The 14,271-nt window shown below is 39.3% G+C and carries 10 protein-coding genes; 5 read left to right on the forward strand and 5 right to left on the reverse strand.

What is annotated here, in order from left to right:
- From CK510_RS14630 to CK510_RS31780, 3 genes are all read right to left on the reverse strand, one after another.
- A partial coding sequence (locus CK510_RS14630) for an RNA-guided endonuclease InsQ/TnpB family protein (protein ID WP_211293197.1) occupies positions 1-938 on the reverse strand: 938 nt, incomplete at its 3' end.
- A gap of 507 nt (positions 939-1,445) precedes the next feature.
- Positions 1,446-2,000: a HEAT repeat domain-containing protein gene (locus tag CK510_RS14635; RefSeq protein ID WP_095722402.1), complete on the reverse strand. Its 555-nt coding sequence runs from the start codon at positions 1,998-2,000 to the stop codon at positions 1,446-1,448.
- Between the two features lies 1 nt (position 2,001).
- Entirely contained in the window at positions 2,002-2,160 is a 159-nt protein-coding gene (locus tag CK510_RS31780) for a hypothetical protein (protein WP_158224906.1), read from the reverse strand.
- 628 nt (positions 2,161-2,788) lie between these two features.
- Here CK510_RS31780 and CK510_RS14640 point away from each other — a divergent pair.
- Positions 2,789-3,319 (forward strand): universal stress protein, encoded by a 531-nt coding sequence (locus CK510_RS14640; protein WP_095722403.1) that lies wholly within the window; start codon positions 2,789-2,791, stop codon positions 3,317-3,319.
- A gap of 162 nt (positions 3,320-3,481) precedes the next feature.
- On the opposite strand, the gene CK510_RS14645 is transcribed toward CK510_RS14640, so the two are convergent.
- Positions 3,482-9,328: a Calx-beta domain-containing protein gene (locus CK510_RS14645; RefSeq protein WP_095722404.1), complete on the reverse strand. Its 5,847-nt coding sequence runs from the start codon at positions 9,326-9,328 to the stop codon at positions 3,482-3,484.
- 502 nt (positions 9,329-9,830) lie between these two features.
- Here CK510_RS14645 and CK510_RS14650 point away from each other — a divergent pair.
- From CK510_RS14650 to CK510_RS14660, 3 genes are all read left to right on the forward strand, one after another.
- Positions 9,831-10,262: an arsenate-mycothiol transferase ArsC gene (locus CK510_RS14650; RefSeq protein ID WP_095722409.1), complete on the forward strand. Its 432-nt coding sequence runs from the start codon at positions 9,831-9,833 to the stop codon at positions 10,260-10,262.
- Positions 10,263-10,467: 205 nt separating this feature from the next.
- Positions 10,468-11,799 carry an FAD-binding oxidoreductase gene (locus CK510_RS14655; RefSeq protein WP_095722405.1) on the forward strand — a complete coding sequence of 444 codons (1,332 nt, stop codon included), beginning with the start codon at positions 10,468-10,470 and terminating at the stop codon, positions 11,797-11,799.
- A gap of 149 nt (positions 11,800-11,948) precedes the next feature.
- On the forward strand, positions 11,949-13,310 hold the full coding sequence (locus CK510_RS14660) for a (Fe-S)-binding protein (RefSeq protein ID WP_095722406.1): 1,362 nt from the start codon (positions 11,949-11,951) through the stop codon (positions 13,308-13,310).
- A gap of 57 nt (positions 13,311-13,367) precedes the next feature.
- Here the strand turns inward: CK510_RS14660 and CK510_RS14665 are convergent, their stop codons facing one another.
- Complete coding sequence (locus tag CK510_RS14665) at positions 13,368-13,874, reverse strand: Uma2 family endonuclease (protein ID WP_245912155.1); 507 nt, start codon at positions 13,872-13,874, stop codon at positions 13,368-13,370.
- A gap of 74 nt (positions 13,875-13,948) precedes the next feature.
- On the opposite strand from CK510_RS14665, the gene CK510_RS14670 reads away from it, so the two are divergent.
- The coding region (locus CK510_RS14670) for a transposase (RefSeq protein ID WP_143289309.1) at positions 13,949-14,271 on the forward strand (323 nt) is incomplete at its 3' end.

Here is a 14,271-nt window from a genome sequence, read left to right on the forward strand (position 1 = left end):
GATATGTTTAAGTCCTCTACCGCAACAGCATCAACTTTTCTAGAAACTATTTTGTTGGCAACACTCCACTGGTAAGCCGTTCGTTTATCACTAATTCTTTTGTGGAACATTCCGACTTTTGCAGCAGCTTTCTTCCTATTTTTACTACCTTTTACTTTTCTACTTACACGTCGTTGTCTGATTTTTAATATCCGTCTAACTTTCTTATTAGTGGAAAATCTGGGATTATCGAATTGAAAATTATCAGATAGGTGAACTAGTTTAGTTATTCCTAAGTCGCAACCAATCACAGACTTAACTTCACTCAATGGTTTTGCCACGAGGATTGGGATGCTTTTATCTTCAATCCTTACTGATACATACCAACCATCTTGTCGTTTTCTAATAGTTGCTGCTTTGACGACATACCCATTAGGAATAGGGCGGGAATTATGATATCTCATCCAACCTAATTTTGGCAGGTATATTTTACTTCCCTTGGTTTTAACCCCCATCGCATAGGAAAAAGAACTGAAGTTAGAACGATTTTTAAATGATGGAAAACCCCTACCTATGCCCTTCGGGCAGGCTACGCCAACAAAGAAGTTTTTGTATGCTGTATCTAGGCGTTTTACGTTTTGCTGCAATACGGTTGAATCAATCCCCGCATACCAAGGTCTAGCAGACTTTAATATTGGTAATGACGTAATTTGAATATCACCAGCGTTCCGTCTTGGATTCTTAAGAACACCTTTTTTATCTTCTTTCCAAGGTTCACCACTTGCCCCATTCTTGCTAACAAAACAAGTTATTGGGCAAGCTTCAGCTTTAGTTCTAATATCGCAGTAATTTCCTTGGATATATTGTTGATTGAACTGAGTTAATCTGTCTCCCAGACACCAATTATAGTGACTGCGTAGCATATCAACCCAGCACAACATCTGTTCCGTTTGACCCACGTTAGGTCTTAATTTATATACGTGATTTGTTAACACCGATTTATGACCTTTGAATATTCTCTTGTTTCGACCTCTATACATATAGTAGCATAGAAGTAACGCCATTGGAGGACAATATGAAAATTAAAAGGTTGAATGTTAGGCTTTCAGACCGGAGATACTATAAATTGCAGTCCTACGCTGCAACATCAGATAAAACCATTACACAATTGTTGGAAGATTGGATAGATTCATTGTCAGAACCCAAAAAGATTCAAGGCGACTAAAGTCGCACCCTCCGGGAAGCAAGCTACGTGTCGCTTATATCTCAGGGCTGAAGCCCTGAGTTTTACGCATACCGTGTTGTTCTATAAAATAGACATCTGGTGGAAAAGACGTAGAGACGTAGCATTGCTACGCGAATGTGCCGGGACAGAATATTCTCGAAATCTTGCCACGGGGATACTCCCCGTGGCAAAGTTTCGCGGCAACTTCGCAGTATCTACAAGGGTTCTGGGTAACGCATAATTAAATTCGGTCGATGTCTAATAAAACTTTTTTTAAGTTATCTGCGGCTCTTTTACGAATAATATCGGTGCTGCCAAATTTGACTAAATTCACTAGGGTTCTAAATGCGAAGGGGTTTCCCATATCTGTTTGTGCTAATTTTAAGGCTCTGCGTCGCTTAGTTTCTTCATCTTGAGTAGCAATAATTCCTTGCTCCAATTTGGTAATAAATTCTTCTTTAACTAGATATTCTGAGTATTTTGTATTTTGATTGATATTTTTTGTTTGAATGCTTGATTTACCGAGATTTGTTGTGATTTGGTGAATGTTAGGATATATTATTTTTGCTCGTTCTGGTTCAATTATTGATAAACTTTCTGCGGCTTGAATTTGTAATGCTGCATTTTTTGGAGAATTAATGATATTTTCCAATGTCGAAATTGCGATCGCATTTCCAGGATCAATTTTTCCCAAGCTAAAAGCTGCTTTACGACGTAATGAGTCTTTTTTTGTAGATTCAATAATTTTTATTAATGCCGCGATCGCAATTTGGTTTCCTGGTTCAACTTTGCCCAAACTATCGAACTTCCGATTGCCAGCGAATTTGAATGTTTAATCTCAATGCATCTAATGCTGTTTCATCGCAGTCTAAAGTGTCGTTTGCATAAGCTAACAATACTTCTAACAAGCGTTTTGCCCGTTTTTTAGTTTCCGCTCCGTAACTTACTCGTGCCATGAATTAGTCATTAATGTATTAGTTGGGATATTAGTTGGGGGATTCCCCTAATTTTACAACTTCCCCCAGCTTCGTAAAGCTTATATCATCAGCTTTTACGCTTCTACTTGTACTCATTAGCTTCGGGGAAGAAATTGGAAATAAGATTGGTTGTAATAAATCCTAGTTTAGTCAAACTTACTGGAGGAGTTGCGAACAATGTCCATCAAAAAAAAAATCTCGAAAAACAGCGAATCCTCAAAGAGAAAAAACACAAAAGAAAAGACAGCAAATATTGGGAGATAAGATAATAGTAAATTTTGCGAACTTAGGGACTTCCAGAAAATAAAATCTTCTTTCTCATATACTCACCGATACTATCACGCGAAGGGTGGGGAGACCCCTACTACAATTTTGGGTAATTTATTTCTTCCTGTTCCCTAATCAAAAATCTCTAAATTGGAATCTAAACTTATATTTTTATGACTATTTAGGCTAAATGCTCAATAAAAAGAGGTAAAGTTAGAGAGTAAAGTAGTTATTGATATTTCTCCCCAAAATTAATTCACTAGTTCTCAAGTAAACAAATCTTAAATTATGCATTCTTGTACTGGTTGAATTAATCCAGTTAATAAAAGGACAATTGAATATGTTTAAAAAGATTTTAGTAGCAGTCGAAAACAATCAAATTGGTAATCTTGTTTTTGATGAAGCGTTAGCTCTAGCAAAAGCAACTAATGCTGGTTTGATGCTAGTACATGTGATGTCACCCTATAGCGATCGCACTATAAATCCAATTTCGATGGATACTTACAGCTTTTACCCCGCAATACATTCGGAAGCTTTAACGCAAACATTGAAACAATGGGATGGTTTAAAGCAAGAGAGTATTGACTTTTTAAACTTTTTATGCAAGGTCGCGAATTCTGAAGGGCTTACGGCAGAATTTACGCAAAATTTCGGTGATCCAGGAAGGATTATTTGCGAAATGGCTCGAAATTGGCAAGCTGATGTGATAATCCTTGGTCGTCGGGGACATGCTGGGTTAAGCGAATTTTTCCTTGGTAGCGTTAGTAATTATGTATTGCATCACGCCCATTGTTCGGTGTTAGCAATCCAAGGATTAATTCCAGCAGTTAAAAATGTATCGGAGACGGAACAGCAAGTAGTTATGTCCTAAAACAACACCACTCTGATATAAGGTGTATACAAAAGTCTGTTTTTCCTTGATACCTCGGAATTACCCTCCTTATAAAGGGGGGTAACTAGAAATATAGTTCCCTCCCCTTTCCAAGGGGATAGGGTGGGGTAATTTTATTTTCCCCACATACATCGTCAGTGATTAAGGGGCAATTTCCCAGAAAGGGTCATCAACTTTAAGTAGAGATACGACTTGCTCGCGAGTTGTGCCATTCATTTGCCAAAACATATTTTCGCCTGTTTTGTAATTACGCCAGAGGAAGTCTAAATTACCATCACCAGTAAAGTCAGCAACTTGCTCAATTCTCCAATTATTATCGATATTTCTAGATAAATACACACCGATATTCAGGGTTGTATTATTCATGAGCCAAACAGCATTTTCGCCAGTGCGATAATTTCTCCAGACGATATCAATTTTGCCATCGTTGTTAAAGTCGCCAACTCCTTCTATTTTCCAATCAGTATCCTTAACTTGGGTAATAAAGCTTGCCTTTTTGAAATCTTTGGTGCCATCCATATTCCAAATGGCATTTTCACCAGTAATAGAATTGCGCCAGAGGATATCGATTTTTTTATCGCCATCAAAATCAGCAAAATCTTCCATTTCCCAGCCAGGAGCGTCTACTTTGGTGAGGAAGAAGCTACTATCAAAAGTAGCACCATTCATCAACCAAACTGCATTTTCACCAGTGCGTTGGTTACGCCAAATAATATCAACTTTTTTATCGCCATTGAAGTCTACAGTTCCTTCAACTTTCCAATCTTTATCTGTAACGGTGAGGATGGGAATAATCTTTTCGCGAACTGTGCCATTCATTTGCCAAATCGCGTTTTCACCTGTTTTATAATTGCGATACAAGAAGTCTAATTTACCATCTCCGGTAAAGTCGGCAATTCCTTCGTTTCTCCAGCTATTGTCTGGTTCGGGGGTAGTAAAAATACCTTGTTTAAATTGCGTACCGTTCATTAACCAAACTGCATTATCACCTGTTTTATAATTACGCCAGATAATGTCGTTATTTCCGTCACCGTCGATATCGAGATTGTTGTTACCATCATCATTGGCAATTGTTCCTGTTGCTTTACCACCTTTGGCAGCAATGGTTGCATTGATGGGATTATTTAAATCAATGAAGAAGGTTTCATTTTTTTCAACTTCAGTGTCACCTTTGATATTCAACTTGAGGGTTTGGGTTGTTTGTCCTGGTGCAAATACTAATTCACCATTTAAGGGTTCGTAATCGCTGCCAGATGTGGCTGTACCGTCGGTAATTGCGTAATTGACTTTGATTTCTTCATCACTAGCGCTAGATAAAGTTGCGGTAAATGTGATTGGTGTTGTACCTGTATTACCTTCCTTTGCGATCGCATTGGCAATACTTACGGTGGGTTTTAAATCGTCGTTGCGGATAGTACCGATTGCTTCTGCTTTTGTACCTAAAGTCGCGTTTGTGACTTCAGTTAAGTTGACTTTGAAGGTTTGCTCAGCTTCAAATTTGGTATCACCTTGAATGAGGACTTTGATAGTTTTGCTGGTTTCTCCAGGTGCAAATGTTACAGTACCGGAACCATCAAGGAAGTCTTTATCAAGTAGGGTTGCGGTATCTCCAACTACTGCATATTTAACGGTGACTGCTTCGCTGTTGGGGTTAGATAATTTGACTGTGAAGTTGTATTCGCTGGTGTTGCTGTTACCTTCGTTGACAAATTCAGTTGCGGCAGTGATGCTAACTTCTAAGGGGTTAATGGTGATGGTGAAGGTTTTTTCGACTGATGTATCAACCCCATTATTTTCGATTCCACCACTATCTTTAACTTTGATGCCAATGGTTGCGGTTGTGGGAGATGTAATATTACCTGCGGGGGTATAAGTGAGATTACCTACGGCATCAATTGTTGGTGCGATCGCAAATATTTCTGGTTTGTCATTACTAGAGATTGTATACTCAAGTGCGGTTTGCTTTGCCTCGTCTAATGGTCCAGGATTGAATGATGCCCATTTGTCGCTGGTTTGCTTTCCTGAACCTGCGTTTACCGTCAGATTTGTTCCGGGGATAACAGTAGGAGAATCGTTAATGGGGTTGACTGTGACTTTGATTGTATCGCTGTCTTCAAGTCCACCTGAGCCTTCTTTGGAGAGAATTGTAATGCTTGCTTCGCCAGTAAAGTCTGTTGCTGCTTTGAATGTCAAACCATCTAATGCTGTATTTATGTCTGCGAGCTTGCCGTTAAAGACTACGTTTTCAGTGCCATCACCGTTAACGGTAACAGAGGTTGGATTACCGAGGTTTAATGTCCCATTTTTGGTAGAAACTGTAACTTCAATAATTTCAGTATCTGTGGAGTCGATATCCGCGATCGCAATTACATTTCCTGTGGCTTGGGAGAAGACGATTAATCCCTCTTCATTGATGCTAAAACTGTTGCTGGGGAGGATGTTATTCGGTGCGTCGTTGACTGGCTTGACTGTAATTGTAAAGGTTTGAGGTTCGGAAATATCGTTACCGTTTTTGTCGGTTCCCCCATCATCTTGGAGTTGGACTGTGATGGTGGCACTACCACTCATGTCTTTGGCAGGTTTATATGTGAGGGTTCCGTTGGGAGCAATGGTAGGTTGTTCGGCAAATAGAGCGTTGTTATCGTTGCTAACTACAAATTTTAAGGTTTGGGATGCTTCGTCGATTGCACCTTTAGAAATAGCGGTTGCCCAAGGAATGCTTTGTGTGGCTGAGTCTTCGTTAATTACTAGGTTGTCACCGACTTTAAAGGATGGAGCATCGTTGACTGGGTTAACTGTAATGGCAATGGTATCTGTATCGATCCGTTCTCCACCGATTCCAGTAAATCCTTTGTCGTTGGTGGTGATTTGAATTGTACCTTTGCCGTTCAAGTCTTTATTCGGATTGAAGCTTAAACCTTCCAATGCTTGATTAATTTGAGCGATCGTACCTACTAGAGTGACGCTGTTAGTTTTGTCACCTTCAAAGCTAGTTAAACCTTTGGTGTTGAGTAAGGAAATAATTCCGCTTTGGCTGCTAATGGTGGTTTGGACGGTACTTGTATCGGCATCGATATCGCTGATAGTAATTGCGTTACCCATTACTGATGAGAATTCTAGGGGAGTATCTTCGTTTAGTAATTGGACTGTTGTGGGGACGTTATTGATAGGTGCGTCGTTAACAGGATTGACTGTAATTGTAAACTGTTGAATTTCCGAAACATTATTACCATTTCTTTCAATCCCGCCACTGTCTTGGAGTTGGACGGTTACAATTGCCACACCGTTGGCATTCGTTGCGGTTTTGTAAGTGAGGGTTCCGTCGGGTAAAATACTCGGTTGTTCGGCAAATAAAGCGTTGTTATCGTTTTGAACGACGAATTCTAAGGTTTGAGCAGATTCGTCAATTGCACCTTTGGAAATTTTAGTTGCCCCAGCTGTTATTTTTTGGATAGCGGCATCTTCGTTAACAGTGAGGTTGTTTACCTTGGTAAATAATGGAGCATCATTGACTGATTCAACCTTGACATTGATGATATCACTCTTTGATAATGGTCCACCGCTACCAGTATTACCTTGGTCGTTGGTAACAATTTGAATGGTTGTTTCACCGTTAAAGTTGGTGTTGGGTTTGAAAGTTAAGCCGTTTAAAGCGTTGTTGAGACTGACCAAAGAGCCAGTTAAAATCAGCTTTGAAGTATTTGCACCAGTAACACTATTCAAACCAACGTTAGTGGTATTACTTAATGCCAGAGTCCCGTTTGCAGAGGTTGCTGTAACTTGGAGGAATTTGTCACCAACATCAATATCATCAAGTGCGATCGCATTGCCGTTAATGTTTGAGAAGACGAGGAGATTATCTTCGTTAATGGTTTGCAGTTCGGTAGGAACGATATTTGCGGGTTGATCGTTGGTTGGATTAACGGTAATGGTAAAGGTTTGGGTTGGGGAGGTATCAGTACCACCATTTTCAATCCCACCGTTATCTTTGAGGCTAACATTGACGGTGGCAATCCCGTTAGCGTTGTTTGCCAGTTTATATGTCAGGGTTCCATCTTCAGCAATTTTAGGTTCTTCTGCAAATAAAGTAGGATTATTAGTATTAACAACGAACTCTAAGGTTTGAGTTGATTCGTCAATTGCTCCTTTGGAAATTCGGGTTGCCCAGGGAATGCTTTGTGATGCTGTATCTTCGCTGACGCTGAGATTACTACCTTTTGTAAAAGTTGGTACATCGTTAACTGGGGTAACTTTGACAGCAATAATATCAGTATCTATTAATGCTCCACCGCTACCTGTCGCATTTTGGTCGTTGGTGGTAATTGTAATTGATGTATCGCCGTTAAAATTGGTTGTTGGTTTAAATGCTAAACCATCTAATGCAGTGTTGATATTGATGAGAGTTCCCGTCAGCGACAAACTACCGCTTCCATTCCCACGAACGATTAATCCTGTGGTTTGACTAAGTTGGAAACTACCGTTAGCTGTAGATACAATTACTAGCAGGGAATTGCTACCAGCGTCAATATCTTGGATACTGATGGCGTTACCTCTAGCACTGGAAAAAATTAGGGAATCATCCTCGTTGACTGTTTGATCGGTTAAGGGAACAGTATTAATGGGTTTATCGTTAACAGGGTTAACTAGAATTGTGAAGGTTTGATTCGCGGAGGCATTTATACCACTGGTATTGTCACCATTATCTTCGAGTCGGACGGTGATATTAGCGATTCCGTTAGCATTTTCTTTAGGTTTGTAGCTGAGAACACCATCCGGGGAAATATCTGGTTGGATTTCAAACAGGTCATTTTTGTCATTGGTAACAATAAATTTCAGTGTTTGACTCGCTTCGTCATTACCACCACCTTGAGAAATTTTACTTGCCCAAGCACTAATAGTTTGCAATTCGGCATCTTCGTTGATGGTTTGATTAAAACCTTTAGTAAAAGAGGGAGTATCGTTAACAGGGGTAACGTTGATGGTAATTTTATCTTCATCCGTTAAAGCTATAGCACCAGTATTACCGCGATCGTTACTGATTACAGTAATGAAAGTTTCCCCATTAAAATTGGCAGTTGGTTTAAATGTTAAACCATCGAGGGCATTTTCCAAAGCTAGGGTACTTCCTGTGAGAATTAGGTTATCAGTACCATTCCCACTAGTATTAACTCCTGTATTCGTCGCATTTTTGAGGGAAAGTTTCCCGTTAGCTGCGTTCATTGTGATTTGGATTGCTCCATTACCTGCATCAACATCAGTGACGCTAATTGCATTTTGGGTAGCTTTAGAAAAAGTTAGGGTTCCATCTTCATTAATATTTTGGGTTATGTTTAATGGTTCTGAGATTGGTACATTATTAATTGGTGCGTCATTGATGGGATTTACCCGCAGTGAAGCGATATCGGCAAAACTACTAAAAGCTGTACTACCACCATTATTTAAAGTGCTGGCATTACTTCCATTCGTACCTGCATCTGTGGTATCCCAAGCACGGAAAGTAATAGCGTTATTGATATTACCGCTAAAATTTGTCGTTGGTTGGAAATAAATGCGGGTACTTGCATCTGCATTCAGGAGAAGCGCACTACTTTCAGATACAGAAGTAATAGGATTCCATTGACTACCAGTGTTATAAAACCAAGTACCATTTGTACCCGTATTGAATGCAGTAATCGCAATCCCAGTCACAGCTTCCGCATCGCGATCGCTAACATTTCCACCCAATTTTACGATCGTAGAAATCAATGTTCCCACATCTCCCGTTGGTGCGATACCATCGGAGATGGTTGCCAAGGGCATCGCATCTTCATCAACTGAAACCAGAGACACATTAGCATCTGACAACACGGGTGCATTATTTAACACGGATGCACTGCTAGCACCAAGAGAGAAAGATAAATTATTGCGATCGACTCCCCCTAAATCTGTATTTAAAGGGTTAACTGACTGCGTATTCAGGTTATTTGGTTCTAATGAACTATTACTCATAAATGTATTCCTTTACATAAATAAAAAATTAGATAAATATTGCGATCGTATTACTCAAGATTTATAAGCATTACGAATCAACCTGCACCAAAACCCGTTTGGATTTGATGTAAGTGTTAAATACGTTAGTGAAGTCAGTACATACTTAAAAGCACATTTTTCAGAAAGCCAGTAATTTAGACCTCTAAATCAAAACTTTATAAAATCGACTACTGCAATATAACTTGTTTAAAATACAAGCTAGTTCAGTAAATTCCCTGACTTGTCGCAATTCACAACGAAATATACGAAAAATTAATAACTATCACTAAAGAAAAATCGTAAATTTCTCAGTGAGAATACGGGGTTTTAGGTAATATTTTTTAATCACGCAGAGAGAAGTTGCCGGGAGATTATTCTTCCGGCAAACTTCGGCAGAGGCGCAGAGGCGCGGAGAATGTGATAAATTTGGTTGTGTTTGTCTGTCGTTAACGATAAATTAGCACTCCCAATTAAAAATCCCATGCAAACCATTCTTTTTCTCTGTACGGGTAATTACTACCGCAGTCGCTTTGCCGAACACTTATTCAACCATCTTGCAGAGAAACAACAGCTACATTGGCAAGCGGACTCACGAGCATTAGCGCTAGAGCGTGGTGTAAATAATATCGGGGCTATTTCTCATTATGCAAAATCAGCATTAGCAAAACGTGGGATAATTTTACTGGACGAAGAGCGATTTCCCCAAGCTGCATTATTAGAAGATTTTCAACAGTTTACCAAGGTAATTGCGATCGATGAGTCTGAACACCGTCCTTTGATGGCTGAACGCTTCCCCGAATGGTTAGATAATATTGAGTATTGGTTAGTTCATGATATTGATAAAACTGGTGCTGAGGAAGCTTTGGGACAAATTGAGATTAATGTGATGGGATTGGCTGGGGGGTTAGTTTGATTTTCAATAAATTCAAATTAATATATTTTAGCTCGCGCGGAGACGCAAAGAAGAGAAGAGAAGAATTTATCTATGTTGCCTTGTTTTTTATTCCTTGGCGTTCTCTGTGTCTTGGCGGTTTAATTCCTAATTAAATCATAGCTTGTGTGGGGGAGTGCTGGAAAGGTTTATGATGTAGAGGGTGAAAATAAAACGAAGCAAAAGCATGTCTTCTGAACAATCCTATTTTGTGTCGGTAATTGGCGAAGAAGCAGTTTGTTTGTGGGAAGATATTGAAATCGGACTGCATCAGAAAATTTGTAATGCGATTCCTACGGATAGCTACCCTAACGCACATCAAGCAAAACCTCCTATTTGTGTCGTCTATCCCCAAACTCAAGCGGAATTAGGTACAGTTATTGCCGTAGCGAATCAAAAGCAACTACGTGTTTTGATATGTGGTAATGGGAGTAAACTGGCTTGGGGTGGTTTAGCAAATAGTATAGATGTGGTGGTTTGTACGCAAAAAATCAACCAACTCATCGAACATGCTGTGGGAGATTTGACTGTTACCGTTGAAGCAGGGATGAAATTTGGTGACTTGCAAGCAATATTAGCCCAAACAAACCAATTTTTAGCAATCGACCCCACAACCCCCGCAGAGGCGACAATTGGTGGTATCATCGCCACGGCAGATACAGGTTCTTTGAGACAACGTTACGGAAGCGATCGCGATCAGTTATTGGGTATTACGTTTGTTCGTGCTGATGGGGAAATTGTCAAAGCTGGTGGCAGGGTTGTTAAAAATGTTGCTGGCTATGATTTAATGAAACTGTTCACAGGTTCCTATGGTACATTGGGAGTGATTACCCAAGCAACATTCCGTTTATACCCAATGCAAGAAAGTTCGGGAACGGTGGTATTGACTGGTGAGAGCAATTTAATCCAGGAAGCTGCAGATATTTTGCGTGGTTCTGCACTCACACCAACCAAAGCTGATTTAATTTCCTCACAATTATTGTTACAGTTGGGTTTAGGTAAAGGAATTGGTTTGATTGTAGGTTTTGATAGTATCGCGGAAAGTGTTAAGGAACAATCTCAGAGGCTTTTGGAAGTTGGGGAAAAGTTGGGATTACAAGGAAATATTTATTTGGGTACAGATGAAGTTAATTTATGGGAGCGATCGCAACAACAAATGCAATTTCCTAGCGAAACCTCCACAATTCTCTGCAAAATAGGAGTAGTACCAAATGTCGCAGCAGAGGTATTGAATCAGGCAGAAATAGGATTAGTGCATATGAGTAGTGGTTTGGGGATGTTGCGATTTGTCTGCGATACTCAATTTGAAGAAAAAATCGTCGAAAAAATCAACAAATTAAGACTTTTTTGTCAAGGTAAAAGCGGTTTTTTGACAATTCTCGAAGCTCCTGCAAAAATCAAGGAAAACTTAGATATTTGGGGTTATGCAGGAAATAGCATAGATTTAATGCGACGGATTAAACAACAATTTGACCCCAAAAGTATCTTAAATCCTGGTCGTTTTGTCGGAGGAATCTAATACTCCTCAATCTATCTCCATATTCCTCTGCGCGACTCTCCGAAGTTTTGCGGAAGAATAATCTCCCGCAAACTTCTCTCTGCGTGAACCTCAGCGAAACTCTGCGTTAAAAATCAAATCAATTCCTCTTACTAGTAACCAGAAATAATATGCAAATATCAGATAATTCTACCAACAATATCCCAACTACGGCTGAAATTAAAAATCTCAAAGGCTTTGACACAAACCATCCACCAGAACCTAAACTAATAGATAGCTGCGTACATTGTGGATTTTGCCTCTCAACTTGTCCTAGCTACAGAGTTCTAGGCACAGAAATGGATTCACCACGGGGACGAATTTATTTAATGGATGCGATTAATGAAGGTGAAATTGCCTTAAATGAAGCTTCCGCACAACATTTTGATTCCTGTTTGGGTTGCCTTGCTTGTGTCACCACTTGCCCTTCTGGTGTAGAGTATGACAAGTTAATTTCTGCAACTCGTCATCAAGTTGAACGTAATTATCCCCGCAGTTGGATAGATAGATTTTTTCGTGGTTTAATATTCTCACTTTTCCCCTATCCTAACCTTTTACGTATTTTCCTAATTCCCTTATTTATCTATCAAAAATTAGGTTTACAAAAGCTGGTACGAGCAACTGGAATCCTCAAGTTAATTTCACCTCGACTTGCGGCAATGGATGGAATATTGCCAGAAATTACATTAAAGTTTTTCCAAAATAACTTACCAACAATTATTCCCCCTCAAACTGAAAAACGCTATCGTGTTGGTGTAATTTTAGGCTGTGTTCAAAGGTTATTTTTCTCCCCAGTCAATGAAGCTACGGTACGGGTTTTAACTGCGAATGGTTGCGAAGTTGTGATTCCGAAATCTCAAGGATGTTGTGCTGCATTACCCGAACACCAAGGACAAACCGAACAAGCAAAGGCTTTGGCAAGGCAAATGATTGATAGCTTTGCGGATACTAATGTTGACTATATTATTATTAATGCGGCTGGTTGCGGTCATACTTTGAAAGAGTACGGTCATATATTAGAAAATGACCCCGAATATAGGGAAAAAGCTAATGATTTTGTGAAGAAAGTTAGAGATGCACAAGAATTTCTTATTCAAGTCGGTTTGACGGCAGAATTATCACCGATTACCGATAAAACCTTGACAATGGTTTATCAAGATGCTTGCCATTTGTTGCATGGACAAAAGATAAGTGTTCAACCACGTCAGTTATTAAATAAAATTCCCAATATTAAATTAAAAGAACCTTTAGATGCGGCTTTGTGTTGTGGAAGTGCTGGTGTTTATAATATGCTACAACCGGAGGTTGCTGAAGAATTGGGACAGATGAAAGTGGAGAATTTGTTAAATACTGGTGCGGAATTAATTGCATCACCAAATCCTGGTTGTGCGTTACAGATAAGTAAACATTTGAAAGCGCAAGGAAAGGATATTGCTGTGATGCATCCGATGGAGCTATTAGATTATGCAATTAGGGGTGAAAAATTAAAGTAGTTAGACGAGAGCGATCGCAACCAGGAAAAGAAACTGTCATGCTTCCTGCATCAGCATCTATAAGATATTTCTTAAATCTAAAATAAACCCAGGTAAAACATCTTCACCTGATAAACTAATAGGAGAATTCAAAACTTCTACATCTCGATTCGGACGATAAATTTCTACTTGCTTATCTTGAGGATTAATTAACCAACCTAAACGCAAACCATTTTGAATATATTCCCGCATTTTTGCTTGCGTATCTGCCAAATCATCACTTTCAGAAACTAACTCGATCGCAAAGTCTGGACATAAAGGTAAATACTTTTTTCTTTGCTGTGGTGTTAATATATCCCATCTTTCCAGTTTTATCCACGATGCATCGGGGGAACGTGTCGAACCATTTGGTAATTTGAAACCTGTTGAAGAATCAAAAGCTTTCCCTAAATTATTTTGACGATTCCACAACCATAATTGACCTAATAAATCGAGATTGCGGTTTCCCGTTTCCCCTCCAGTTGGTGACATAATCACTAATTCGGGCTTGCTGATTAAAGCTAAAACCCTTATGGAAATAGTGATTGAGGTCGATAGGTCGGTAAAAAGTGCAAGAAAATCAGTTAAAATGGCTCAAAACCCTAACATCGGCATAGAAAATGTATAGAAAAATTGAGACCATACCCACCCCAATAGAAAAGTTTGAACTGCCATTTGAGGGGCAATTGGCAGAGGATAATAGATGGGTCATGATGGCTAATTTAATTCCTTGGTCAGAATTTGAAGATGAATATGCTCAACAATTTACGATTGAAATGGGGGCACCAGCAAAGTCATTTCGGACAGCTATCGGAGCTTTAATAATCAAAGAAAGATTGGGACTAAGTGATAGAGAGACAGTAGAACAAATAAGAGAAAATCCTTATTTACAGTACTTTATAGGGTTGAATAAGTATAGTAATGAAGCACCATTTGAAGCATC

This window comes from Brunnivagina elsteri CCALA 953 (assembly GCF_002289455.1).
GTDB lineage: Bacteria > Cyanobacteriota > Cyanobacteriia > Cyanobacteriales > Nostocaceae > Brunnivagina > Brunnivagina elsteri.